This window comes from Enterobacter sp. T2 (assembly GCF_010692925.1).
Lineage (GTDB): Bacteria > Pseudomonadota > Gammaproteobacteria > Enterobacterales > Enterobacteriaceae > Enterobacter > Enterobacter kobei.
The window spans coordinates 3,081,026-3,106,515 of record NZ_CP048736.1; the positions used below are offsets into that span (position 1 = coordinate 3,081,026).

At 55.5% G+C, this 25,490-nt stretch carries 18 protein-coding genes, 3 tRNA genes and 1 pseudogene; 9 read left to right on the forward strand and 13 right to left on the reverse strand.

Annotated elements, in window-relative coordinates; translation table 11 throughout:
- Positions 1-27: 27 nt before the first annotated feature.
- Positions 28-945 carry a nitrogen assimilation transcriptional regulator NAC gene (nac, locus tag G0034_RS14990; RefSeq protein WP_014884446.1) on the reverse strand — a complete coding sequence of 306 codons (918 nt, stop codon included), beginning with the start codon at positions 943-945 and terminating at the stop codon, positions 28-30.
- A gap of 320 nt (positions 946-1,265) precedes the next feature.
- Here nac and G0034_RS14995 point away from each other — a divergent pair.
- Positions 1,266-1,341: transfer RNA gene (locus tag G0034_RS14995), tRNA-Asn, on the forward strand.
- A 144-nt stretch (positions 1,342-1,485) separates the two neighbouring features.
- Here G0034_RS14995 and ldtA read toward each other — a convergent pair.
- Genes ldtA through G0034_RS15010 form a run of 3 tightly spaced genes read right to left on the reverse strand, consistent with a single transcriptional unit; the run spans position 1,486 to position 5,616 of the window.
- Positions 1,486-2,382 carry a L,D-transpeptidase gene (gene ldtA, locus G0034_RS15000; RefSeq protein WP_179121047.1) on the reverse strand — a complete coding sequence of 299 codons (897 nt, stop codon included), beginning with the start codon at positions 2,380-2,382 and terminating at the stop codon, positions 1,486-1,488.
- Positions 2,383-2,440: 58 nt separating this feature from the next.
- Complete coding sequence (locus tag G0034_RS15005) at positions 2,441-5,137, reverse strand: cation-transporting P-type ATPase (RefSeq protein ID WP_179121048.1); 2,697 nt, start codon at positions 5,135-5,137, stop codon at positions 2,441-2,443.
- Positions 5,138-5,184: 47 nt separating this feature from the next.
- Positions 5,185-5,616 (reverse strand): universal stress protein, encoded by a 432-nt coding sequence (locus G0034_RS15010; RefSeq protein ID WP_014884449.1) that lies wholly within the window; start codon positions 5,614-5,616, stop codon positions 5,185-5,187.
- Between the two features lie 394 nt (positions 5,617-6,010).
- On the opposite strand from G0034_RS15010, the gene G0034_RS15015 reads away from it, so the two are divergent.
- Genes G0034_RS15015 through G0034_RS15025 form a run of 3 tightly spaced genes read left to right on the forward strand, consistent with a single transcriptional unit; the run spans position 6,011 to position 11,120 of the window.
- Positions 6,011-7,096 (forward strand): efflux RND transporter periplasmic adaptor subunit, encoded by a 1,086-nt coding sequence (locus G0034_RS15015; protein ID WP_047028203.1) that lies wholly within the window; start codon positions 6,011-6,013, stop codon positions 7,094-7,096.
- Positions 7,096-10,158: an efflux RND transporter permease subunit gene (locus G0034_RS15020; RefSeq protein ID WP_179121049.1), complete on the forward strand. Its 3,063-nt coding sequence runs from the start codon at positions 7,096-7,098 to the stop codon at positions 10,156-10,158. The genes G0034_RS15015 and G0034_RS15020 overlap by 1 nt, the downstream gene beginning before the upstream one ends.
- Positions 10,155-11,120, forward strand: coding sequence for an acyltransferase (locus G0034_RS15025; RefSeq protein WP_014884453.1), 966 nt, complete (start codon positions 10,155-10,157; stop codon positions 11,118-11,120). Before G0034_RS15020 ends, G0034_RS15025 begins: the two co-directional genes overlap by 4 nt.
- On the opposite strand, the gene pagP is transcribed toward G0034_RS15025, so the two are convergent.
- Positions 11,117-11,692: a lipid IV(A) palmitoyltransferase PagP gene (gene pagP / locus G0034_RS15030; RefSeq protein ID WP_014884454.1), complete on the reverse strand. Its 576-nt coding sequence runs from the start codon at positions 11,690-11,692 to the stop codon at positions 11,117-11,119. The genes G0034_RS15025 and pagP overlap by 4 nt on opposite strands.
- Positions 11,693-11,947: 255 nt before the next feature.
- Here pagP and shiA point away from each other — a divergent pair, with 255 nt between their 5' ends.
- The 3 genes and pseudogenes from shiA (at position 11,948) to G0034_RS15045 (ending at position 16,580) form a co-directional block, all read left to right on the forward strand.
- Positions 11,948-13,261: a shikimate transporter gene (gene shiA, locus G0034_RS15035; protein WP_014884455.1), complete on the forward strand. Its 1,314-nt coding sequence runs from the start codon at positions 11,948-11,950 to the stop codon at positions 13,259-13,261.
- A 73-nt stretch (positions 13,262-13,334) separates the two neighbouring features.
- Entirely contained in the window at positions 13,335-14,789 is a 1,455-nt protein-coding gene (locus G0034_RS15040) for an AMP nucleosidase (protein WP_014884456.1), read from the forward strand.
- Between the two features lie 19 nt (positions 14,790-14,808).
- A pseudogene (locus tag G0034_RS15045) lies at positions 14,809-16,580 on the forward strand (aminopeptidase P family protein).
- A gap of 136 nt (positions 16,581-16,716) precedes the next feature.
- Here the strand turns inward: G0034_RS15045 and G0034_RS15050 are convergent.
- A tRNA-Asn gene (locus tag G0034_RS15050) sits at positions 16,717-16,792 on the reverse strand.
- Between the two features lie 103 nt (positions 16,793-16,895).
- Entirely contained in the window at positions 16,896-18,350 is a 1,455-nt protein-coding gene (gene emmdR / locus G0034_RS15055; protein WP_121496143.1) for a multidrug efflux MATE transporter EmmdR, read from the reverse strand.
- A 161-nt stretch (positions 18,351-18,511) separates the two neighbouring features.
- Here emmdR and G0034_RS15060 point away from each other — a divergent pair.
- Positions 18,512-18,587: transfer RNA gene (locus G0034_RS15060), tRNA-Asn, on the forward strand.
- Positions 18,588-18,731: 144 nt separating this feature from the next.
- Here G0034_RS15060 and G0034_RS15065 read toward each other — a convergent pair.
- The 4 genes from G0034_RS15065 to dacD form a co-directional block, all read right to left on the reverse strand.
- On the reverse strand, positions 18,732-19,067 hold the full coding sequence (locus tag G0034_RS15065; RefSeq protein ID WP_008499467.1) for a DUF496 family protein: 336 nt from the start codon (positions 19,065-19,067) through the stop codon (positions 18,732-18,734).
- 158 nt (positions 19,068-19,225) lie between these two features.
- A complete protein-coding gene (locus G0034_RS15070) occupies positions 19,226-20,284 on the reverse strand; it encodes an FUSC family protein (RefSeq protein WP_014884459.1) in 1,059 nt (352 codons plus the stop codon).
- A gap of 92 nt (positions 20,285-20,376) precedes the next feature.
- Entirely contained in the window at positions 20,377-20,850 is a 474-nt protein-coding gene (gene sbmC, locus G0034_RS15075) for a DNA gyrase inhibitor SbmC (RefSeq protein WP_014884460.1), read from the reverse strand.
- 118 nt (positions 20,851-20,968) lie between these two features.
- Positions 20,969-22,135 (reverse strand): serine-type D-Ala-D-Ala carboxypeptidase DacD, encoded by a 1,167-nt coding sequence (gene dacD / locus G0034_RS15080; RefSeq protein WP_179121050.1) that lies wholly within the window; start codon positions 22,133-22,135, stop codon positions 20,969-20,971.
- Positions 22,136-22,333: 198 nt separating this feature from the next.
- Here dacD and sbcB point away from each other — a divergent pair, with 198 nt between their 5' ends.
- Complete coding sequence (gene sbcB, locus G0034_RS15085) at positions 22,334-23,770, forward strand: exodeoxyribonuclease I (RefSeq protein ID WP_407718888.1); 1,437 nt, start codon at positions 22,334-22,336, stop codon at positions 23,768-23,770.
- 128 nt (positions 23,771-23,898) lie between these two features.
- Here the strand turns inward: sbcB and G0034_RS15090 are convergent, their stop codons facing one another.
- Together G0034_RS15090 and yoeI are read right to left on the reverse strand one after the other, a co-directional pair.
- Positions 23,899-25,257 carry an APC family permease gene (locus G0034_RS15090; protein WP_014884463.1) on the reverse strand — a complete coding sequence of 453 codons (1,359 nt, stop codon included), beginning with the start codon at positions 25,255-25,257 and terminating at the stop codon, positions 23,899-23,901.
- On the reverse strand, positions 25,247-25,309 hold the full coding sequence (gene yoeI / locus G0034_RS15095; protein WP_099458931.1) for a membrane protein YoeI: 63 nt from the start codon (positions 25,307-25,309) through the stop codon (positions 25,247-25,249). The genes G0034_RS15090 and yoeI overlap by 11 nt, the downstream gene beginning before the upstream one ends.
- Between the last annotated feature and the right edge of the window lie 181 nt (positions 25,310-25,490).

Genomic DNA, 25,490 nt, shown 5'->3' on the forward strand with positions numbered 1-25,490 from the left:
ACCCGCAACTTATGCTTTTATGGAATATCAGCTCACGAGCTGGAGTTCACGGTTCTCAAGCGATGGCTTGCTGACCAGCGACATCAAAATCTCTTTTACCGCCTGCGCCTGTGGCGTCAGCGAGCCGCGTGCGGACATGTTGAGCGACAGCGGCAGGCTCATCGAAGGCGTGGTGATCCGTGCCATCCAGCCATTTGCCGCACTGCAGAGCGAGCGCGCTGCGGATTCTGGCAACACGGTGACGCCCATTCCGCTGGCAATGGCCGCGGTCAGCGTGGAGAGTGAGTCGATCTCGCCGATGATTTTGGCCGTCAGGCGACGCAGGGAGAATGCTTCATCCACGCGCACACGCACGGCGCTGTAATCACGCGGCAGATAGAGGTTCATTTCTGCCACGGCGGTAAGATCGACGCTCTGCCCCGGACAGTCGCGGGTGCCCACGAGGTAGAGATCTTCTTTCAGCAGCGGCTGGCTGGTGATCCCGGCGACCGGAGAACGATCGTAAAGGACCGCCATATCCAGCTGGCCATTGAGCAGTTTGTCATTGAGTACCGAACCGCTGTTCTCGTGCAGATAGACCAGCACTTCCGGCAGCTCAGCACGAACGGCCTGCAGCAGCGGCATGGTGATAGAAGACGCCGCAGTGCCCGGCGCAAGACCAATGGAAACGTGCCCGCTGAGGGTCTGGCCGACGTTGTTGACCGCCAGTTGCGCCTGTTCGCACTGGCGCAGAATAGTGCGGGCATGGGTATAAAGAATTTTTCCGGCTTCCGTTGGCGTGACGCCGCGTTTGGTACGAATCAATAATTGCTGATCCATCTCGCCTTCCAGAGTAGCCACCTGCTGGCTCAGCGCAGGCTGCGCGATATGCAGCACTTCTGCCGCTTGAGTCAGGCTGCCGATATCGACGATTTTTACGAAGTATTTCAGTCGTCTTAAGTTCATTTTGCCCCCTGTTCGAAATGCTTTGCCGGTACTGGCTATCGTTGTTGAACAGGTTTTGCAATATGAATGCCACTTTTACCGGGCGGTCTGAATTCCTCGCTAAGCGCCTGAAAATAAGGAAACCTAATCATGGAGGGGGGTTTTATTACTGAAACAGCAGTTTATGATCTGCCCCATTAGAGGTATATACGCACCAAAGCGGTGCATTACGCTGTCAAAAACATCACATTGCCGATTTTGTCAGCAAACGATCAAAAGGCGTTGATCCACCCTTTGACAAGCGCGGCTGACGTCGATAATATGCGCCCCGTTCACACGATTCCTCTGTAGTTCAGTCGGTAGAACGGCGGACTGTTAATCCGTATGTCACTGGTTCGAGTCCAGTCAGAGGAGCCAAATTTGAAAAGCCTGCTTTTAAGCAGGCTTTTTGCTTTTCTGCATCTGGTAAAATTGTCGGGTGGCGGCTTCGCCTTACCCGACCTACAAAAACCCCGAATCGTAGGCCGGGTAAGGCGAAGCCGCCACCCGGCGAAAATCACCTCACATACCGATCTTAACCGGCAACCCCGACCGACGTTCCAGCTCCGCTCCCGCGCCCTCGTTAATCAACTGCGTCCGCTGCGCGGCCGAAATGGGCAGAGGCACTTTCCGGGTTGACTCGAATTCCGCCCGATTGCGTGATAGCGGTTCGTGAACCTCCACCCACCGGCTACCGTCCGGCTCTGTCGTCACTTTAACGGGGCGATCGATAATCTGCACACGGGTGCCCACGGGAACATTATCGAAAAGATATTTGATATCGGCGTTACGCAGACGAATACATCCCTGGCTAACCCGTAGCCCGATACCGAAATTCGAGTTGGTGCCGTGAATCGCATACAGCCTGCCGATATATATCGCATACAGGCCCATCGGGTTATCCGGCCCGGCGGGCACGAAGGCCGGAAGCGTTTTCCCCTCTGCCGCATAGGCACGACGCGTATTCGGCGTCGGAGACCAGGTGGGGCCTTCCTGCTTACGCTCAACGGCCGTTACCCAGTTTCGCGGAGTTTCACGCCCGGCCTGACCGATGCCGATGGGCAATACGTCAACGGTATGACTGCCCGGTGGATAATAGTAGAGACGCATTTCCGCCACGTTAACGACAATCCCCTCGCGGACGGTGTCGGGCAAAATCAGTTGCTGGGGGATCACCAGCCGGGTGCCGGACGTAGGCAGAAAAGGATCCACGCCCGGGTTTGCTTCAAGCATATTGCTTAGGCCCTGTCCGTGCTGCGCGGCGAAAGCCTCCAGAGGCAGCGTGTTGCCCTGCGGAACGGTGACGATAATCGGCGTTCCCACCAGACGACTGCCTTCCGGCGGTAGGGTATAGGTTACGGCAAACGCACCGGGAACAGCGGCACACAGCGTAAGGACGAACCAGATAAATCGAATCATAGTTTCCTGCGCTCAAAAAAGAGAAAGCCCGATCTCCGTCAGGCTTTCTCAGCATATACTATCTCACCTCGGTTTTGCGCCACCTGCGTGTCAGCACCTTTTCCGCCTCGACAATCAGGAACATCACAAAACCAATCAGGAAGGTAATGACCCAGTAGCGGAACGGCAGCGCTTCGGTGCCAAACAGCATCTGCATGAACGGCGCGTAAATAATAAGAAGTTGTAGCGCCAGCAGTACGCCGCTCACGATCCAAATCCCTTTATTCTCCAGCAGGCCTTTGCTCAGTGAGAAGCCGTCATTAACGCGGCAGTTAAGCATGTAGAACCACTGCGCGGTCACCAGGGTTTGCAACAGCACGGTGCGGATAAATTCCGCCGAGTAACCGCGCGGCTGTAGCCAGGCTTCCAGCACGAAGGCGCTGATGGCAATCATCAGGCCGACAAACACTACGCGCCAGATGGCATAGCCGTCCATCACATGCAAATTCGCCTTGCGCGGTGGCCGGTTCATGATGTCCTTCTCACCCGCTTCAAACGCCAGGCCAAACGACAGCGTTGCCGATGTTGCCATGTTCATCCACAGGATCAGAACCGGCGTCAGCGGGATGAGGTTCCCCGCCAGCAGCGCAATGATGATCAGCAGGGCCTGGGCGATGTTGCTGGGGATAACGAACAGGATGGTCTTTTTCAGGTTATCGTAAACCCGACGACCCTCGTGCACCGCGCTGGCAATGGTGGCAAAGTTGTCATCCGTTAACACCATGTCCGCGGCTTCCTTGGTGACTTCAGTCCCCTTAATCCCCATGGCGATCCCCACATCCGCCCGCTTGAGCGCCGGAGCGTCATTCACGCCATCCCCGGTCATCCCTACCACTTCCTGTTTACTTTGCAGGGCCTGCACGAGGCGGAATTTATCCTCCGGGCTGGTGCGGGCGAAAATATCGTACTGTTGCGCGGCGTCGCTCAGCTGACGATCGTCCATCGCCTCCAGCTCACGTCCGGTAATAGCGCTTGCGGCGTTACCAATCCCCAACATTTGCCCAATGCTCATCGCCGTTTGCGGGTGGTCGCCGGTGATCATTTTCACGCGGATCCCGGCCTGCAGGCAGTCGGCAATGGCGGTAATGGCCTCCGGACGCGGGGGATCCATCATCCCGGCGATACCGAGCAGAATAACACCATCCTGCAGGTCAGGGTGATCCAGCTCACGCTGTCCCTCGCGGGCGGGTTTCCAGGCCGCAGCCACCATGCGCAGCCCCTCGCGGGCATACTCTTCAATCTTCCCTTCCCAGTATGGCTGATCGAACGGCTGCAGTCCGTCATTCGTCTGCTGGTACTGGCAGAGACGGAACAGGACGTCCGGCGCGCCGGTGAGTAAAATCACCTCTTCTTCGCCCAGACGGTACAGCGTGGACATGTATTTATACTGCGAATCAAACGGGATTTTACTGCGCATTTCGGTATCCAGCGCGGGAAGCGGGATTTTCGCCGCCAGCACCTTCAGCGCGCCTTCGGTCGGGCCGCCGGTTATTTTCCACAGTCCCTGTTCGTCTTTGATCAGCTGACTGTCGTTACAGAGGTCGATGGTCCGCAGGTAGCGTTCCAGCACGGAACCCTGCGTCACGCTGACGGGCGTCGGATCATCTACAGGGTGAATATTGCCGACCGGCTCGTAGCTTTCTCCCTCCACGCGATAGATCGTATCAGCGGTAATCACCGCCTTGACCGTCATTTCGTTCATGGTCAGGGTGCCGGTTTTATCCGAGCAGATGACCGTCATTGCGCCCAGGGTTTCCACCGTAGGCAACTTACGAATGATGGCCTTACGGCGCGCCATGGCCTGCACGCCAAGCGAAAGGATAATGGAGATGATGGCAGGCAGGCCTTCCGGCACGGCAGCAACGGCTAAGCTGATAAGCGACAGCACCAGTTCAGAAACGGGCATATCCCGGAACAGAAGGCTAAAAACAAACAGCGCCACCATCATCACCAGAATGGTAATGAAGATGGTTTTTCCAAGCTTATCCATCTGCACCATCAGCGGCGTGCGGTGCTTTTCAATGTCGGACATCATCTGATTGATGTGGCCCAGCTCGGTCTCGCCCCCGGTCGCCACCACCACGCCTTTACCGCCGCCAGAGCTGACGGTTGTCCCTGAATAGAGCAAATTGTAGCGATCGCCCAGAGGCAGTTCCCCGCTTAACGCATCGCTGTTTTTCTCAACAACGGTGGATTCACCGGTGAGGATGGCCTCCTCCACGCGAAGGTTATGCGCTTCAATCACGCGCAGGTCCGCAGGGATGCGATCCCCGGCGCGGATCACCACGATATCACCCGGTACCAACGCCGTGGTGGGGATTGTTTCATGATTCCCCTGTCTTACCACCACGGCTTCGCTGGAGAGCATATTACGAATACTCTGCAACGATTTTTCAGCATTGCTCTCCTGAATATGGCCAATCAGCGCGTTGACGATCGCAACCCCAAGGATCACCAGCATGTCTACCCAGTGGCCCATAAAGAGCTTAAGCAACGCGGCCACCAGCAGAACGTAAATCAACACATCGTTAAAATGTGCCAGGAAGCGCAGCCAGGCAGGCTTGCCCTCTTTTTGCGGTAACGCATTCTCTCCATGCTGCTGAAGTCGGACGGATGCCTCAGTGCCGCTAAGCCCTTCCAGGGTGGAGTGAATATTCGACAGGGTTTCGTCAACGGTTTGTTGATAATACGGACGGTCAGGTTTTCCTGTTTTCATCGTTCCTTCCTCAGGTTCTATTCAGAAATCACCTTGCTTTCATGTAATTAACGAATAACGAAAACAGGAACATGGGCGTAACGAACAATACTTGCCGCCTCTGAGCCTAACAAATGGGTTTGAATATTGGGGTTTCGAGAGCCGACAATAATCGCGCCGACGGCAAGTTCATCCGCCAGCTTAATCACCTCATCACGAACATTCCCGCTCCGGACATGGAGGTGAACGCGTTCTTCTGGCAAATTCAATTTTTTGACCAGGTCAGACAGTTTTTCCTTCGAATTATTAATCATATATTCATCCATCTTACGCGCATCTGAAATAAAACCACGCGTCAGTTCGGCTGAAAATTTTGGCATAACGTGCAGCAAATGAATGTCACCCGATGCGCTTTGCGCCAGGAAATGGGCATGCTGCAACGCTTTATCCGCCAGGCTTGTCTCGTAGACATCCACCGGAACGAGAATGTTTTTGTACATATCGAGCATCCTTTTTATAACCAACACGAGAGTGAGAGAAGCAAAAAGCGCATTAAATGCAGGGGGTTGCCCTTAATGCCAGTTACGGTAAAAAGAGATGATTGATATTAAACGTAGCACATGAATATCAGGTTTAGCGCCACCCACTGATAATGGTTATTTAACATTTATCTTTTCGCCGACTATGCTCATAGTCAGCCACCTCTTCCGGCTCATGGAGGAATTTATGTATGGTTTAAGCCTGCTCCGCCTCGGTCTGTTTATTGCGCTTGCCATTATCGCCAGTACGGCGATTGGTTTATTTACCTATATGGTCGTCACTGTTCTGGCAGAATAGTGTCACCCCTGCCCAGGTTATGGAATAAATAAAACAGTTATTTATTAGGGGAATACAGTGAACCGCTACCTCTCTCTTTTACCATTCGTTTTGTTAATGCTCACGGCATGTGACCCGAAACCTAAGCAAGCTCCCCCTCTGCCCAGAATGGTAAAAGTGGCGGAGGTGACGGTCCCCGGTCACGCCCAGCAGCGCGTTTTTCCCGCACGCATTGAATCGGGTGATGCCACAGACCTTTCCTTCAAGCGCGCAGGTCAAATTGAGGCACTCGATATACGTCAGGGTGCAGCCATCAAGCAGGGTCAACAGCTTGCGAGATTAAATGCCCGTGAAGCCCAGCAGCGGGTTAACGACAGACAAACAGCGGCGACGCTGGCCCAGCGGCAGTTCGATCGCTTTCAGACGCTGGCGGGCCGCCAGGCTATCTCTAAAGCAGAGATGGACGTACAGCGCGCGAACCGTGATTCGGCGAATGCGGCGCTAAAGATTGCCCGTGAAGAGCTCAATCAGATGACGCTCGTCGCCCCCTTCAGCGGAACGGTGGCCAGCGTGCATGTCCGAAACCATCAGGTGGTGTCTGCGGGTCAGCCTGTTGTGACTTTAACCCGCACAGACCTGCTGGATGTGGTGTTTAGTATTCCTGAGAACCTGTTCAGGACCTTTGATATTCGTAACGCGCAGTATCGCCCCGTGGTGAGAATTAACGCCTTCCCGGATCGGGAGTTTACCGCCGTCTATAAAGAGCACTCGGGTAGCAGCGATAGCAACACCCTGACCTGGCAGGTGATCCTCACCATGCCGCGCCCGGATGATTTTCCCGCCGTGGGAGGCGTCAGCGGTACGGTGACAATCAATTTAACCAATCTCCCGGCAGGTGCGGGCGCTGAGGCACTGGTCGTCCCGGTGGAGGCGGTCTTTAACCCAAACAACAGCCCGCGCAATGAGCCGCACGTCTGGGTCGTCGTGAGAGAAGGCGACGCGCTCCATCTTGAAGACCGCAAGGTCAGCGTGGGGCAAGTCACCACTGAGGGCGTTGTCATTACGCATGGGCTCAAGGCGGGCGAACGCGTGGTGGCTGCAGGCGTGGGTGAGCTTCATGCTAACCAGCCGGTGCGTATCTGGACGCGTGAACGGGGACTATAATGGATATCTCTCGCCAGTTTATTAATAACCCCATTCGCGTCTGGCTAACGATCCTGCTGCTCGGCGTGGGGGGCATTTTCGCCCTGCTGAACATTGGCAGACTGGAAGATCCGGCCTTTACCATCAAAACGGCCGTGGTCATTACCCACTATCCTGGGGCCTCTGCTCAGCAGGTGGAAGAGGAGGTCACGCTGCCCCTCGAGAATGCCCTTCAGCAGCTGCCCTATCTGGACAATGTCAGCTCTATCTCATCAAACGGCTTGTCGCAAATCACCGTGAACATTGCCTCGCGCTATCATTCGAACGAACTGCCGCAGATTTGGGACGAATTGCGCCGTCGCGTGGGCGATGCCGCGCGCCAGTTCCCACCCGGCGTCGTGACGCCCTTTGTAAATGATGATTTTGGCGATGTCTTCGGCTTTTTCTTCGCGATTTCCGGGGATGAATTCAGCAATCCTGAACTGGTGAGGTATGCCGAGCAGCTGCGTCGTGAACTGATTCTGGTCCCCGGCGTCGGTAAAGTTGCCATCGGCGGGGCCATCAGCCAGCAGGTCAACATCGATATTTCCCTGACCAAAATGGCCGCGCGCGGCATCACGCTGAACCAGCTTTCCGCCCTGCTCGGCAGGCTGAACGTGGTATCCAGCGCCGGAGAAATCACCTCGGGAACGGAATCTATTCGCCTGCATCCAACCGGTGAGTTTGAAAATCTGGATGAACTGGCCGATCTCATCATCACCCCTCCCGGCACCGGGGCAGCGACGCGTCTACGGGATATCGCCACGCTGTCGCGCGGGCTGAACGAATCGCCCGCCAGTATCTACCATGCTAACGGCAGAAAAGCCGTCACGATGGGCGTCTCGTTTATTCCCGGCGTGAACGTGATCGACGTGGGCCACGCGCTGGAGGCGAAGCTAAACCAGATGTCAGCGGAAAAACCGGCGGGGATACACATCGACCTGTTCTACGATCAGGCCGCCGAAGTGGGCCACTCTGTTAACGGTTTTATCATTAACTTTCTGATGGCGCTGGCGATTGTCATCGGCGTGCTGCTGATCTTTATGGGCGTACGCAGCGGGATTATCATCGCGTTTTCCCTCGCGCTTAACGTGCTGGGCACGCTGCTGATCATGTATCTGTGGGGCATTGAGCTGCAGCGTATCTCGCTCGGCGCGCTGATCATCGCCCTCAGCATGCTGGTGGATAACGCCATCGTGATAGTTGAAGGGGTACTGATTGCGCGTCAGCAGGGCTCGCCACTATTGACCGCCATTAGCTACATCATCCGTCGCTCCGCCCTGCCGCTGCTGGGGGCAACGGTGATCGCCATCCTGGCTTTTGCGCCTATCGGGCTGTCGCAGGATTCTACCGGGGAATATTGTAAATCCCTGTTCCAGGTGCTGCTGATTTCCCTGATGCTGAGCTGGTTCTCTGCGCTTACCATCACGCCGGTGCTGATTAAGTGGTGGTTGTTTAAAAACGACGGCGCAGCTGTGAAACCCGACGAGTCAAATCCTTATGACAAACGCCTCTACCGACTTTATCAGCGTCTCCTGAACGCGCTGCTGTTCCAGAAAACGCCGACACTCATCGTGATGGCTGCGCTGCTGGTCGCGTCAGTCTGGGGTTTTGGCGCCGTGCGGCAAAACTTTTTCCCCTCGTCTAATACGCCGATTTTCTTTGTCGACCTGTGGTTACCGTATGGCACCGATATCAAATGGACCGAGAAGATGACCAGTGATATCGAAAAAACCATCAACGGCCAGCCCGGCGTGGAAACCACCGTTTCAACCATAGGTCAGGGCAGCATGCGGTTTATTCTGACCTACAGCGGACAGCGGCAGTACAGCAACTACGCGCAGATCATGGTGCGCATGGATGACCAGCGCAACATCTCCGCATTGACGCGTCACGTCGATGAGTACATTGCGCGAAACTATCCGCAGGTTAACGCCAGCACCAAACGCGTGATGTTTGGCCCCTCCGGGTACAGCGCCATTGAGGTGCGCATCAAGGGTCCCGATCCTGACAGGCTGCGCCTGATTGCCAGCCAGGTGGACGATATTCTGGCGCGCGACCCGGCGACAAGCAGCGTGAGAAACGACTGGCAAAACCGCAGCAAGGTGATCCGTCCGCAGTACGTCGCCGCGCTTGGACGCGAGCTTGGCGTGGACAAGCAGGACGTCGACAACGCGCTGGAGATGAATTTTTCCGGCAGCCGGGCAGGATTATATCGGGAAGGCAGCGACCTGCTCCCTGTCGTGGTGCGCCCGCCGGAGAGCGAACGGCTGGACGCCAATCACCTGAACAACGTGCTGGTCTGGAGCCAGACGCGGCAGCAGTATATCCCGCTAAGTAACGTTGTTAGCCGTTTCTCGCTGGAGTGGGAAGATCCGCTTATTCTGCGCCGCGACCGCTCGCGGGTGCTGACGGTTATGACCGACCCCGATCCCCTCAGCCAGCAAACCTCCGGCGATATTCTCGCCCGGGTGAAGCCGCACATTGACGCCCTCCCTCTGCCCCACGGCTACAGCATCGAGTGGGGAGGCGATGCAGAAAACTCCAGCGAAGCCCAGCAGGGGCTCTTCACCACGCTGCCGATCGGATTCCTGGTCATGTTTGTTATCACAGTGTTGATGTTCAGCTCGGTGAAAAACGCCGTCGCCATCTGGCTGACCGTGCCGCTGGCGCTGATTGGCGTTACGCCGGGATTCTTAATTACCGGGATCCCGTTCGGCTTTATGGCGCTGATTGGTCTCCTGAGCCTGAGCGGAATGCTCATTCGCAACGGCATCGTGTTGGTGGAAGAGATCGAGCAGCAGAAGGCGCATAAAGGTCAGCACGAGGCGATCGTTTACGCCGCCACCTCGCGCCTGCGGCCTATCCTGCTTACCGCATTTACGACCGTACTGGGCCTGGCGCCGCTGCTGCTGGATGTTTTCTTCCAGAGCATGGCCGTTGTGATTATGTTTGGACTGGGGTTTGCGACTATCCTGACGCTGCTGGTTCTTCCTGTAATATATGCATGTTTCCATCGTAAGGACGAAGCCAGACAACAATGAATGCGACAGGACTGAACATTATCAAGACGCTGGGCTGTATGACGGCGGTTACCTTCTTCACCATCTACAACACCTGGGATCGTTATGATTATGACTATCACTGGATCCTGGGGTTTTTAACCTTTATCTCGACGATTGCCACACCGTTGTTTTTTGTGGTGTCAGGCTATCTCGACGGACAGTCCCGGCACGGCAGCCACTGGCAGCTGGGCAAAATTAAAAGCCTGGTGACCGTCTTTCTTTTCTGGATAACGATCTACTACCTGTGGGAGCCGTATCAGCGCGGGTATTTAATCCAGCCGTGGTTCGTGTTTGCGTTTGTCGTGATTTACGCCTTCCACCCTGCGGTGGAATGGCTCAGCCAGCGGCGAGCGTTGTTCTGCACCGCGATTGCTGCACTGCTGGTCTTTTCTTACGGATACGACCTATTATCGGCGCTTTATCCTGACGCGCACGTCCTCTCTCTGTCACCGCAGTATCGGCTGTGGACATGGCTGCTGTTTTATCTGACGGGGCAACTCTTCTGCGACCCCAAAATAGCCGAGTGGATAAGCCGCAAATCGGTGGTTCGGGCAGCGGTTATTGCCATCCCGTTCATCTACCTCTTTACCTGGTTTTACGAGCGCCACTTCTTTTTTGCCCTGTTTAAGGCCGACAGGAACGCTTTTATCCTCACCGGCTCTCAAATTTACATTCTGATCGTCGCGCTGGTGATTGCGGCGAACGGCGTACGCTTTCGCCGCAATGCTGAACTGAAGGAGTCCATCCTGGCCGCCATCAGCAAAACGATGACCGGCGTGTACATTGTGCACTACTCGGTATTTCATCTGCTGACGGCGCTGATACCGGTGACGTCTCTCGGCATGAAGCTGACGCTGATTGTGCTCACGTTCGTCAGCTCAGTTCTCTTCTCCATGCTGGTACTGTCTAACGCTGTGGCAAAAAAGGTGATCACCCTTTAAAAGCCTAAGCGCAGCCAGGCAAAAAGCACGTTCCCGTTGTTATAGGTTCCGGGAATATAGGTGAACTGAACGGTAACGCGCTTATAGCTGGCCGAGAACAGCGGGAAGATGAACGGTAGCGGTACATAGTTTGCAAAATCATCTCGCGCCGTGATCCCCGCCGCGGCGCCGAGCCCAAGCCGGAAATCGTTGGCGTCATCCAGATACCAGCCCTTCTCCCAGCCATAGCCCATTGCGGGCTGCCATTCGTTGTGCGAGTCTTTGAACATCATTGCGAAAAGCGCGCTCCAGTTGCCCTCTTCGTTATAGCGGGAGACGCCCAGGCCACCGCCCCACGGCATTTCATTGTAATTGTCGGTTTTTTCTTTGTCGTACATAAAGCGGGCATGCCAGCTCAAAAATGGCAGGTACAGATCGTAACGTTGAGGCTGCTCCCAGGTTTGCGAAATATCATCCGTCAGCGCATTCCACCAGCCGCTGATGCGCTGTTCACCGTAGACGTTGGGCTCCGCGTGAAGCGGTGCGACGAATAAAAACAGGATCATCCAGATTGCCGAAAAGGTGCGTTGCATCGTGATTCCCTCAGCTTAACTCACGCAGCGGTCACTATTACTGTAAACCATTCAGCAGATAACCGCGTCAAGCAGACATAATTATATCGCTGAAGGTGTTGATGAAATTTCTTTATTCAGCGCCATCCGGAAAGATAAAAACGTTTTCTCAGACGTTCTGTCGCGGTAGTCTCATAGGTTCCGTTTATATGACGGCTGCTATGTGAGTGACCTTTTCTTATACCAATAATTAAAATCAGTATGGACAGGACAACTATGGACTCCACCCTCATCTCCGAACGTCCCGGCGAGGAGACCCCTTCGCTCAATCGTGCCCGTCGTGCCGCCCTCGGCAGCTTCGCGGGCGCCGTCGTCGACTGGTATGATTTTCTGCTCTACGGTATCACCGCCGCGCTGGTGTTTAACCGTGAATTCTTCCCCCAGGTCAGCCCCGCGATGGGCACCCTCGCCGCATTTGCCACCTTCGGCGTCGGGTTCCTGTTTCGTCCGCTTGGTGGGGTGATCTTCGGCCACTTCGGCGACCGGCTGGGCCGCAAACGCATGCTAATGCTTACCGTCTGGATGATGGGGATTGCCACTGCGCTGATTGGCATTCTCCCTTCGTTTTCCGCCATTGGCTGGTGGGCACCGGTATTGCTGGTGATACTGCGCGCCATCCAGGGCTTCGCCGTAGGCGGCGAATGGGGCGGTGCGGCGCTGTTGTCCGTTGAGAGCGCACCGAAAAACCGGAAAGCGTTCTACAGCAGCGGCGTACAGGTGGGATATGGCGTGGGGCTGCTGCTGTCGACCGGGCTGGTGTCACTCATCAGCCATTACACCACCGACGAGCAGTTCCTGAGCTGGGGCTGGCGCATTCCGTTTATCTTCAGCATCGTGCTGGTCATTGCCGCGCTGTGGATCCGTAACGGGATGGAGGAGTCGGCAGAATTCGAAAAGCAGCAGGAAAAGCCTTCCGTCAAAAAACGCCTTCCGGTTATGGAAGCCCTCGTCCGGCACCCTGGCGCTTTTCTGAAAATTATCGCCCTGCGCCTGTGTGAGCTGCTGACGATGTACATCGTCACCGCGTTTGCCCTGAACTACTCGACGCAAAATCTCGGTCTGCCGCGTGAGCTATTCCTGAATATTGGTCTGGTGGTCGGCGGGATCAGCTGCCTGACTATCCCCTGTTTCGCCTGGCTGGCGGACAAATTTGGCCGCCGTCGCGTCTATATCACCGGCGCGCTGATTGGTACCCTCAGCGCCTGGCCGTTCTTTATGGCGCTGGAGGCGCAGTCTGTGTTCTGGATTGTCTTCTTCGCCATTATGCTCGCGAACATCGCTCACGATATGGTGGTCTGCGTACAACAGCCGATGTTTACCGAACTGTTTGGCGCGAGCTATCGCTACAGCGGCGCGGGCGTGGGCTACCAGGTTGCCAGCGTGGTCGGCGGCGGCTTCACGCCGTTTATTGCCGCCGCGCTGGTGACCTTCTCCGGGGGAAACTGGCACAGCGTGGCGATTTATCTGCTGGCAGGATGCCTGCTGTCAGCGGCGACGGCGCTACTGATGAAAGAGACGCGCCACAGCTGATCTCCCTTTTGTTTCACAGGCGTGTGACATACTATCGGGTAGAGTCGCACACCTGTGGAACAAGGAGACAGAGATGAATAATAAGGGCTCCAGCCTGACCCCGGCTCAGGCGCTGGAAAAACTCGACGCACTGTATGAACAGTCCGTCAACGCGCTGCGTAGCGCCATCAGCGAATATATCGAAACAGGGAAACTTCCCGACGAAAAGGCCAGAAGTGAGGGCCTTTTTGTTTATCCATCGCTCTCTGTGACCTGGGACGGCAGCGCCAGCACGACGCCAAAAACCCGCGCCTATGCCCGTTTTACCCACTCCGGCTGCTACAGCACCACCGTCACCCGCCCTGCACTGTTCCGCCCTTATCTTGAAGAGCAACTCACGCTGTTATACCAGGATTACGGCGCACACATTGCCGTAGAACCTTCACAGCATGAGATCCCGTATCCTTACGTGATTGACGGTTCGGCGCTAACCCTTGATCGTTCCATGAGCGCGGGACTGACCCGCCATTTCCCAACCACCGAGCTTTCACAGATTGGCGATGAAACGGCAGACGGGATTTATCACCCGGCAGAATTTTCTCCCCTCTCGCACTTTGATGCCCGCCGGGTGGATTTCTCGCTGGCACGCCTGCGCCACTACACCGGCACGCCCGCCGAGCATTTCCAGCCGTTCGTGCTGTTTACCAACTACACCCGTTACGTCGATGAGTTTGTCCGCTGGGGCTGCAGCCAGATCCTTGACCCGGAAAGCCCGTACATCGCGCTCTCCTGTGCGGGCGGGATCTGGATCACCGCAGAGACCGAAGCGCCCGAGCAGGCCATTTCCGACCTGGCATGGAAAAAGCACCAGATGCCTGCCTGGCACCTGATCACCGCCGACGGCCAGGGCATCACGCTGATCAACATCGGCGTGGGGCCGTCGAACGCCAAAACCATCTGCGACCATCTGGCGGTACTGCGCCCGGACGTCTGGCTGATGATCGGCCATTGCGGCGGCCTGCGCGAAAGCCAGCTGATTGGTGATTACGTGCTGGCCCACGCCTACTTACGCGACGACCACGTTCTCGACGCCGTGCTGCCGCCAGACATTCCGATTCCGAGCATCGCTGAAGTGCAGCGCGCGCTGTATGACGCCACCAAAGAGGTGAGCGGCATGCCCGGTGAAGAGGTTAAGCAGCGCCTGCGCACCGGTACGGTGGTCACTACCGATGACCGTAACTGGGAGCTGCGTTACTCCGCCTCCGCGCTGCGGTTCAACCTGAGCCGTGCGGTGGCGATTGATATGGAAAGCGCCACCATTGCCGCGCAGGGGTATCGCTTCCGCGTGCCTTACGGCACCTTGCTCTGCGTGTCCGATAAGCCGCTGCATGGCGAAATCAAGCTGCCGGGTCAGGCCAACCGCTTCTATGAAGGGGCGATATCCGAACACCTGCAAATTGGCATTCGTGCCATTGATTTGCTGCGGGCGGAAGGTGACAAACTGCATTCCCGCAAGTTGCGTACCTTCAACGAGCCACCGTTCCGCTGATAACTATTAAGGAAAATGCATGTCCACCTCATCACCCTTAGCGGCCCTGCGCCAGTGGCTTCAGGAAAACCATCTCGACGGGATAATCGTCCCGCGCGCGGATGCCTGCAGAGTGAATGCTGCGCGCCGTATGATGAAAAACTGGCCTGGCTGACGGGCTTTGACGGCTCGGCTGGCCTGGCGCTGGTTCTGAAAGACAAAGCGTTGCTGTTCGTCGACGGGCGCTATCAGGTGCAGGCCCGCGTTCAGGTCAACCTGGATGAGATTGAAATTCATCATCTGCACAATGAACCGCTGGCAGCATGGCTGGTGGCAAACGTCGAGCCCGCCACACGCATCGGTTTTGATCCACTGCTGATGACAAATACCGAGTTTACGCAACTTTCTGCCACGCCGTGTCAGCTCGTCCCGCTGAATGCCTCACCGTTTGACACGCTCTGGATCGATCGTCCTGCCGCACCGGCGGGGCCGATCCGTGAAATGCCGGTTGCGGTAAGCGGTGAAAGCAGCGAAGACAAACGTCAGCGCGTTGCCGCCGTGCTGGCCGCGAACAATGCTGATTATCTGGCGGTTACGCTGCCGGATAACATTGCCTGGCTGCTCAACGTACGCGGGTCAGATATCCCCACCAGCCCGGTACCGCTCTCTTTTGCCCTGTTGCGTCGCGACGGTCACGTGGAGTGGTTTGTTAACGACACTAAGCTCAGCGCCCTGCCCGAAGCCGTGCGTAACACGCTCGCCACTGCGCCACAGGACGCCTTTATCGAACGCTGCCGAGAAATTGCAGAAGGTAAACGAGTCATGGTCGATGCCGATTCAGCACCGGTAGCCCTGCGCTTCGCCATTGAACCCCAGGGGGAGATCGTCTGGCAGACCGATCCGATCACCCTGCTGAAAGCCACCAAAAACCCGGTCGAGCTGGCAGGGTATCGTGAATGTCATCACCAGGACGGCGCCGCGTGGGTCAACTTCCTGGCCTGGCTGAGCCGTGAAGTGCCGCGACGTGAAGCGGCTGGAAATCCGTTAACCGAGCTCGAAGTACAGGCGCAACAGCTCGCGTTCCGTAAACAGCAGCCCGGCTTTATCGAGCAGAGCTTTGCGACCATTTCCGCCTCTTCGAGCAACGCGGCGATGTGCCACTATCACTCCAGCGAGGCCAGCAACAAACCCATCGGCCACGATCATTTTTACCTGAATGATTCTGGCGGTCAGTACACTAACGGCACCACCGACGCCACGCGCACGCTTGCCTGGGGTCATGTTCCCCCGCAGCAGCGTATGCATTATACCGCCGTACTGAGAGGCTTTCTGTCGCTGATAACCCTGCAGTTCCCATCCGGCACACACGGGCATCAGCTGGACGCTTTCGCGCGACGTCCGCTGTGGGAAATGGGGCTGGATTACGATCACGGCACGGGACATGGCGTGGGGCATCAGCTTCTTATCCATGAAAACCCACACCGCATCGCCAAAAAGGTTAACCCCTGGCCACTGGTGGCGGGCAATATCATGACCATTGAACCGGGGTATTATCTGGGCGGCAGCCACGGTATCCGCATTGAAAACCAGGTGGAAATTGTTGAAAGCCGCCCGGGGTTCTGCACGTTTTCTTCGCTAACGCTGATCCCGATTGATTTAAGCCAGGTGGAATTGCAGCTGTTGACCGGGCAGGAAAAGCAGTGGCTGGATGAATATCATCAGCAGGTTCGCGAGGCGCTGTCACCGCTGGTGAATAGCGAGGCGCGTCCGTGGCTGATTGAGGCGACGGCGCCGATTAGTTTGGCTCGATAGTGCGGCTTTTGCCGGATGGCGGCTTTGCCTTACCCGGCCTACGGAACAAGTAGGCCCGGTAAGCGCAGCGCCACCGGGCAATACTTCCAGAGATTAAAAAGCAAAAAGCCTGCTTTAAAAGCAGGCTTTTTAAATTTGGCTCCTCTGACTGGACTCGAACCAGTGACATACGGATTAACAGTCCGCCGTTCTACCGACTGAACTACAGAGGAATCGTGTGAACGGGGCGCATATTATCGATGCTCCCCCGGGATGTCAAAGGCAGAATGCAGATTTCCGATCGTTTGCCGATTTATTCTCCATTTCGCGCATTTGTCAGGCATTTTGGCGCGGATATTTCCATAGCCAGCGCCCGCTGACCATACGCCAGTAGAACAGCGCCCCGCGCACGGCCCAGTCAAGGAACATTCCCAGCCAGACACCCACCACGCCCCAGCCAAGCACTACACCTAACGTATAACCCGCCACAACCCGACACCCCCACATGCCGAGCATCGACACCCACATCGCAAAACGAGCATCACGCGCCCCTTTCAGCCCCGCGGGTAGCACCCATGAGGCCGCCCAGATGGGCATAAACGCGGCATTGAGCCAGATAAGGATCTTAACAACCTCTTTCACATCCTGTTCATGGGTATAAAACGCGGCCATCAGCCCGGCAAAGGGGGCGGTTCCCCAGGCGATCGCCGTCAGGCCAATCGTTGACAGCCAGAACACGTGGCGCAGCTGACGTTCCGCCTGGCCTATCTGCCCTTTCCCGAGCCGTTTGCCCGTGATGATGGTCGAGGCTGAACCCAGCGCGTTACCCGGCAGGTTAATCAGCGAGGCGATGGAGAAGGCGATAAAGTTACCGGCGATAACGTCGGTCCCCATACCGGCGACAAACATCTGCGTCAGCAGCTTACCGCCGTTAAACAGCACTGATTCAATACTGGCGGGAATACCAATCCCCATCACTTCCCAGATAATGGCGAAGTTAAAGGGTCGGAAGTAGCTTTTCAGCGTAAGCCGCAGCGAAGGCGTGATGCCCGTCATCAGCACCCCGATAATCGCCGCAGCACCAATGTAGCGAGAAATGGTTAGCCCCAGACCGGCACCGACGAACCCCAACCCTTCCCATGAAAACACGCCGTAGATCAGCACGCTGCTGATGATGATATTCAGGATATTCATCCCGCCGTTGATCAGCAGCGGGATTTTGGTGTTACCTGCCCCGCGCAGCGCACCACTGCCAATCAGCGCGATAGCCGCGGCCGGATAGCTTATGACGGTCATTTCGAGGTAGGTTAGCGCCAGGTCCTTCACCTCGTTCGTGGCTTCCCCGGCGACAACGTCGATAATCTCTTTACCGAAATAGTGGATCACCGCCGCCAGAACGATCGAAAAAATGGTCATGATCATCAGCGACTGGCGAGCCGCCTCGCGGGCCCGTTTGGGGTCAAGCTTGCCGAGGCTGAAGGCCACCACGACGGTTGTCCCAAGGTCGATAGCCGCGAAGAAGGACATCACCACCATGTTGAAGCTGTCCGCCAGCCCAACCCCCGCCATCGCCTCTTTCCCCAGCCAGCTGACAAGGAAGGTGCTCAACACCCCCATCAGCAGTACGCAGGTATTCTCCAGAAAGATAGGCACCGCAAGGGGGGTGATTTCACGCCAGAAGAGGACACGATAGCTTTTACGTTTTGCGTACCAGGGCGTGCGCATGATCGCCTGGCGCAGAGGAGCAGTGACGTTCAAAATGGACCTTAGCGAGAAAAGTTGAAACTCCATTTCAAATGATGGGGGAGAAATGCTCATCCTGCAAAGTATTTTCCTGAAAAAGATGTGTGGATTTACAACAAACTGACGACAGATTCAGCAGTCAGTCGATTTTCTCTAAGATCAGGTTTGACAAAAGTTTTTTCGCCGCTAAGATAAGCCTCCACAACGATTCCTCTGTAGTTCAGTCGGTAGAACGGCGGACTGTTAATCCGTATGTCACTGGTTCGAGTCCAGTCAGAGGAGCCAAATTTAAAAAGCCTGCTTTTAAAGCAGGCTTTTTGCTTTTCTGTGCCTGATAAAATTGTCGGGTGGCGGCTTGCGCCTTACCCGACCTACTAAAATAAAAAAGGCTCTCTGTCACCAGAGAGCCTTTTTCACCATTCATTGCGATTACTCGCTTTTTGCTTCGCCGTTTTTGATTTCGCCCATCACTTTCAGCTTTTTAGAGATATCGCGACGCTCTTTGGACAGCTCAGCATTTTTGATGATGTAGTCATCCACGCGGTCTTCATAGTCGCTCTTCATGCTGGCGATGATGCCCTGAATAGCTTCAACGCTCATGCCTGGCTTGATGTAGTCGCTCAGGTTGTCGAGCAGCAGGACACGTTTCTGGTTGTCACGGATCTTCTTCTCAACGTCCTGGATTTCACGCTGCAGTTTGTTTTTGCGGCGGAACAGGCGGACGAATTCCAGAACATCCTGGAACGAAGGCTTGGTAGTTTCCATTTTTACACCCCTGATAATGTGAGATTCGGATTCGTTAAAGCAACCGTTGTATCAATAACCTTACTGACAGCGGCTGCGAATGACAATGACTATATCGTTTAAAGCTATCATAACCCCAATTGCTGCTGAATCGAAGCAGCAGGCGTCACATCCGCGTTTTATTTGCGCAGCGCCCGGCAAATGAGGTGCGATAACAGTTCAAGCTGCCGAGCCAGTTCCAGGCTCAACCAGACATAGCCATGAATGGGCGTTTCCGCCACGTTATCACCCTGCCGCTCGCTGATAAGCGTTTTCAGCTCCGCCACAATGTCATTCAGACGCTCGCTGTTCGCCAGTATCGGCTGCGGGTTGCCTTCATAGAGCGCATGAGCGATGGTCAACAGGGTTTGCTGCGTCATCTGCTGTGTCTCTTTCAGCGTATGTGCGTTGAGCATCAGCAGATGGCTTGGGCGAGAAGCCCAGTGCGCGTTAATCTGCAGCTCAAGCATGCAGACCAGATTGCGGCTTACGGTCTGAATAGCCTCAAAAATCGCTTTCTGAATATGGGTCTCTTTGCTCGCGGGGGTAATCAGGCCGCGCATTTTGACCACGTCATTAAGGATGGTTTGCAGATGCTTTTCCAGCCGGGGGCGCTCAACCAGATTGGGGGAGAAACCGGCCTGGTAAACGCGGTTAAACGCGGTAACATAGCTGGCCATCTGGATACGCCAGTGCAAAAAAGCACGCTGCGGCCAGATGCCGGTAAACAGCATGGCAAGCAGCGAGCCCAGGATGACATCCCCGCTTCGCCAGAGCGCCGTAGTCATATCCCCGGCCGGTGCGCCGACCACCACTGCAAGGGTGATACCAATCAGCAGCGCCTGATAGGGGCGTTTGCCCAACGCCAGCCAACCGCAGAGGAACATGGCCGCACCGCACCATGCCAGCATGACCGGAAATGAGATAAGCTCCAGCTTCAGGGCAATAAGCCCCAGCGCAGAGCCAAGAACGGTACCGCCGATCCGCTCGAAGGCGCGAGGAACAACGTTCCCCCAAAATGAGATAGGCCCCATCACCACCACCAGCGTGATCAGCGGCCACGTCCCCTCCGGAACATCCAGCAGTCGGACCAGTATAAAGGTCAATACGAACGCCAGCGCAATGCGGCACCCATGCACCACGCGGTAATGTTTGTATAGACGAATTTCAAACGGCGTTAATGATTTGTCGGGACGCACACCCGCTCTCCAGCTACACGGCAAATCACAATTGTACTGTGTTTTCAGCCGGGCGGATCACACCCGGCTGAAAAACCCTTCATTTAGCAGGCTTAAGCCGTTTTGTGCTCTACCGCGATAAACATTTCGATATCCCAGTAACCGTCCGCGTTGCCATCATTGAGATAGCGTTCGAAGCAGGGTTTGAGCGCCATCTGGTATTTATTGTCCTGCAACAGGGAATTGAAGAACTGATACCACGGTGTTGCAAAGTCGTAGTTTTCCACACGCGCCGTGGCCACGGCATAATCACCCGCCGCGATTTCCGTCATCATGACGCCTTCGCTGTTATCCGGGATAACAAAATCCTCCGGTACCGTAACGGCCGTATCACAGCGCAGTTTTTCCGCCGGGACCTCATCAGGATTATCGTAGTAGACCGCCACCCACTCCAGCGGCTCAATGTGACGTCCGTCCACCCACATGACCAGCTGTTCAAATCCCTGCTTAACCGTTTTTTCCCACGGCCCAACAAGATGAAAACCCGCAATCTTACGCTTCTGTTGCTGCTTGATGCTGTAGTCCATACTGCCTCCGCTTATTACTGTATATTTATACACTATAAAACAGGAACAATATTATCGGCAAACGAGGAGTGTTTATTATGTGAGCAGACTCGCAACCCTGCCAGTCTGCTCAGAAAGGTTAGATTTTTTGATGCAGGTAATCACTTAGGCGAGAGAAAATCCCACCCTTATCAACACGTTCCAGGGTGACCAGCGGCCAGTGTGCCACCACTTTGTCGCGGTCATAGAGCTGGATCTCCCCAACCCGCTGATGTGCGGCAATCGGCGCTTCCAGCTCTTTTTTATCCAGAACGTATTTCGCCTTAATGTTCGCCACTTCCGCTTTCGGTAAAGCCAGCCAGAAGTCCTGATCCGTACCCAGATTTACCTGTTCTTTATCACCGTACCAGATACGTTCTGTCCCTACTTTTTTACCGCTGTGCAGAATCTGCACCGTATCGAAATTCTGCTGACCCCAGTGCAGCAGTTTCCGGGCCTGGTCTTCGCGCCCTTTCGGGCTGTCCGCCCCCATCACCACCGCGATTAAACGGCGCTGACCGTCAACGGCGGAAGCAATCAGGTTAAAGCCCGCGCCAGAAGTGTGCCCCGTTTTGAGGCCATCCACGTTCATGGTTTTATCCCACAGCAGGCCGTTACGGTTTTGCTGGGTGATCCCGTTCCAGGTGAGGCTCTTTTCGCTGTACATATGGTAAAACTCAGGCTCACCGTGAATGATAGCCCGGGAGAGAACGGCCAGGTCATAGGCCGAGCTGTGTTGACCCGGCGCATCAAGCCCATGGACGGTTTCAAAGTGCGTATCGCGCAGGTTCAGCTTCTGCACATAGTCGTTCATCATCTTCACAAACTGCGGCTGCCCACCCGCTACGTGATCGGCCAGCGCCACGCAGGCGTCGTTGCCGGAATCCACAATCAGCCCGCGGCTTAAGTCCCGCACGGAGACGCGATCGCCCTCTTTCAGGAACATCAGGGATGATCCGTCAAAAACCGGGTTCCCTTTGGCCCATGCGTCACGGCCTACGGTGACAATGTCATCCGGCGTAATGCGATGGCTATCAATGGCCCGATCAACCACATAACCCGTCATCAGCTTAGTAAGGCTCGCCGGATTACGTTGTTGATGTTCGTTGCCCACCGTTAAGATCTGACCAGTCGTGTAATCCATCAGCACCCACGAGCCCGCCTGAATGGCCGGAGGCTGCGGGGAAAAATCCAGCGGTTCGGCCGCAAAAGCAGATGAGATACTCGAAGCGAGTAAAGAAACAGCAATAAACAGACGGCGTTTCAACGGTATATCCTCAGGTCATTAAAAATCGATGACCTTTTTACGGGAGTTCTGATGTCGTTACCTGGCTTAATTGCAAAAAAATGTGACAGAACGCAGGTTTCACGCTGAATCTGTCTCGCAAATTTGCACCACGGCGGCGCTTTTTATTCGGTCTGACCCGCACGATCGTTTACCATAGTGGCGTCATTTTTTAACAGGATGGTATTACTGGTGTCTGACTCTGCCGCACGCCCCACTTTTTTATTCCACGACTATGAAACCTTTGGCACGCACCCGGCGCTGGACCGACCGGCGCAGTTTGCCGCCATCCGTACCGACGACGAATTCAACATCATTGGCGAGCCTGAGGTCTTTTACTGCAAACCTGCTGATGACTACCTGCCGCAGCCAGGCGCGGTCATGGTCACCGGGATCACCCCTCAGGAAGCGCGGGAGAAAGGGGTGAACGAGGCGGAATTCGCCCGCCGCATCCACGATCTGTTTACCGTCCCCAATACCTGCGTGGTCGGTTACAACAACATCCGTTTCGATGACGAAGTGACCCGCAACGTTTTCTATCGCAACTTCTACGATCCGTACGCCTGGAGCTGGCAGAACCGCAACTCGCGCTGGGATCTGCTGGATATCATGCGCGCCTGTTATGCCCTGCGTCCTGAAGGCATCAACTGGCCGGAAAATGAGGAAGGTCTGACGAGCTTCCGCCTGGAACACCTGACGCGCGCTAATGGCATTGAGCACAGCAATGCCCACGACGCAATGGCGGACGTCTATGCCACTATTGCCATGGCGAAGCTGGTGAAAGCCGCGCAGCCCCGGCTGTTTGAGTATTTGCTGAGCCATCGCAGCAAGCAGAAGCTCATGACCCTTATCGACGTGCCGCAGATGAAACCCCTGGTGCATATCTCCGGTATGTTCGGTGCCTGGCGCGGCAATACAAGCTGGGTGGCACCGCTGGCGTGGCATCCGGACAACCGTAACGCCGTTATCATGGTGGATTTAGCGGGCGATATTTCGCCGCTGCTGGAACTTGACAGCGATACCCTGCGCGAACGGCTCTACACCCCGAAAAATGAGCTTGGTGACCTGCCCGCGGTGCCGGTCAAACTGGTGCATATCAATAAATGTCCGGTACTGGCGCAGGCGAATACGCTGCGCCCGGAGGATGCTGACAGGCTGGGCATTAACCGTCAGCACTGCCTGGATAACCTGAAAGTGCTGCGCGAAAATCCGCAGGTACGCGAGAAAGTGGTCGCGATCTTCGCCGAAGCGGAGCAGTTTGTGCCGTCGGAAAACGTCGATGCACAGCTCTACAACGGCTTCTTCAGCGATGCCGACCGTGCAGCGATGAATATTGTCCTGCAAACCGAGCCGCGGAACCTGCCGGCGCTGGACATCACTTTCGCCGATAAACGCATCGAAAAGCTGATGTTTAATTACCGCGCACGTAACTACCCCGGCACGCTGGATGAAACAGAGCAGGAGCGCTGGCTGCAGCATCGTCGTAACGTGTTTACGCCAGAGTATCTGCACAACTACGCCCAGGAGCTGGAGATGCTTTACGGTCAGTACGAAGGGAATGCAGAGAAACAGGCGCTGCTGAAAGCGCTGTTCCAGTACGCACAAGAGATAGTCTGAAAATCAGACATAAAAAAAGCGGAGACGATGGTCTCCGCTTTTTTTTGCCCGGTGGCGCTTCGCTTACGCGGGCCTACAGGAGTGATGTTTTGTAGGCCGGGTAAGCGCTAGCGCCACCCGGCGAGTCATCACGCAACGTCTTCGTACTGAGGAACCGGGTTACGGAAGCTCTTCGTTACGCAGGCCAGGTAAACCAGGCCGATACCGCCCCAGATCAGCCCCAGAATCATAGAGCTCTCTTCAAGGTTGATCCACAGCGCACCCACCGTCAGCGCACCACACACTGGCAGCACCAGATAGTTGAAGTGGTCTTTCAGCGTTTTGTTGCGCTTCTCACGGATCCAGAACTGCGAAATCACGGAGAGGTTAACGAAGGTGAACGCCACCAGCGCACCGAAGTTAATCAGCGCAGTTGCAGTCACCAGGTCGAATTTAATCGCCATCAGCGCAATCGCGCCAACCAACAGCACGTTCCACGCCGGAGTACGCCATTTTGGATGCACATAACCGAAGAAGCGAGTCGGGAACACGCCGTCACGGCCCATAACATACATCAGACGAGAAACGCCTGCGTGTGCTGCCATACCGGATGCCAGTACGGTCACGCTGGAGAAAATCAGCACGCCCCACTGGAACGTTTTACCCGCAACATAAAGCATGATTTCAGGCTGCGACGCATCCGGATCTTTAAAGCGAGAGATATCCGGGAAGTACAGCTGCAGGAAGTAGGAGGCACCGATGAAGATCAGGCCGCCAATCAGCGCCGTCAGGAAAATCGCTTTCGGGATCACGCGCTCAGCATCTTTGGTCTCTTCTGACAGAGAAGAGATACCGTCAAAGCCCAGGAACGAGAAGCACAGAATCGTCGCACCGGTAATCATCGGCACAACATGTGCGCCTTCAGACCAGAATGGACGCGTGCTGGTCAGCGTGCCCGCACCTTCACCGTGAGAAACACCGTAGATGATCAGGCCGACGATAACTGCCACGATGCCCATCTGCAGAATAACAATCAGGGTGTTGAAGTTTGCCACGGTCTTGATGCTGCGCAGGTTGGAAATGGTCATAAAGGCCACCAGCGCGACAACAAAGATCCACGACGGCACGGAAGGCACCAGCGCTTCAAAGTAAATTTTTGCCAGCAGAATGTTGATCATCGGCATGAACAGGTAGTCCAGCAGAGATGACCAGCCCACCATAAAGCCAACTGCCGGGCTAATGGATTTCTGAGCATAGGTGTACGCAGAGCCTGCTGACGGGAAACGGCGGACCAGTTTTCCGTAGCTCAGCGCGGTAAAGAGGATCGCGACCAGTGCGAAGGCGTACGCCGTCGCAACGTGACCGTTGGTGAGGCCCGATACGATACCGAATGTATCGAACAGCGTCATCGGTTGCATATAGGCAAGGCCCATCATAACAACCGGAATCAACGTAAGCGTTTTACGTAATTCCACGCGAGAGGTGTTTGGAGTTGCGTTATGCGACATAGTTATTCTCCTTTACGGTGATAACCGCCACGTAAGCGAAAAATTGCCCCATTTCTTTCTTCCTCAGCGACAACAACTGTCGGATTTTAGTAAATATCTATCCGGTACGAAGCCCGGCCTCTTGGTTTTTAGTTTCGTTTCGTACATGCAAAAAAAAATAACCGACGCCTTTTATATCGTCGATTATTCATTTGGTTGCAGCGGCGGCATTTTGCCCCACATCGGATACAAAA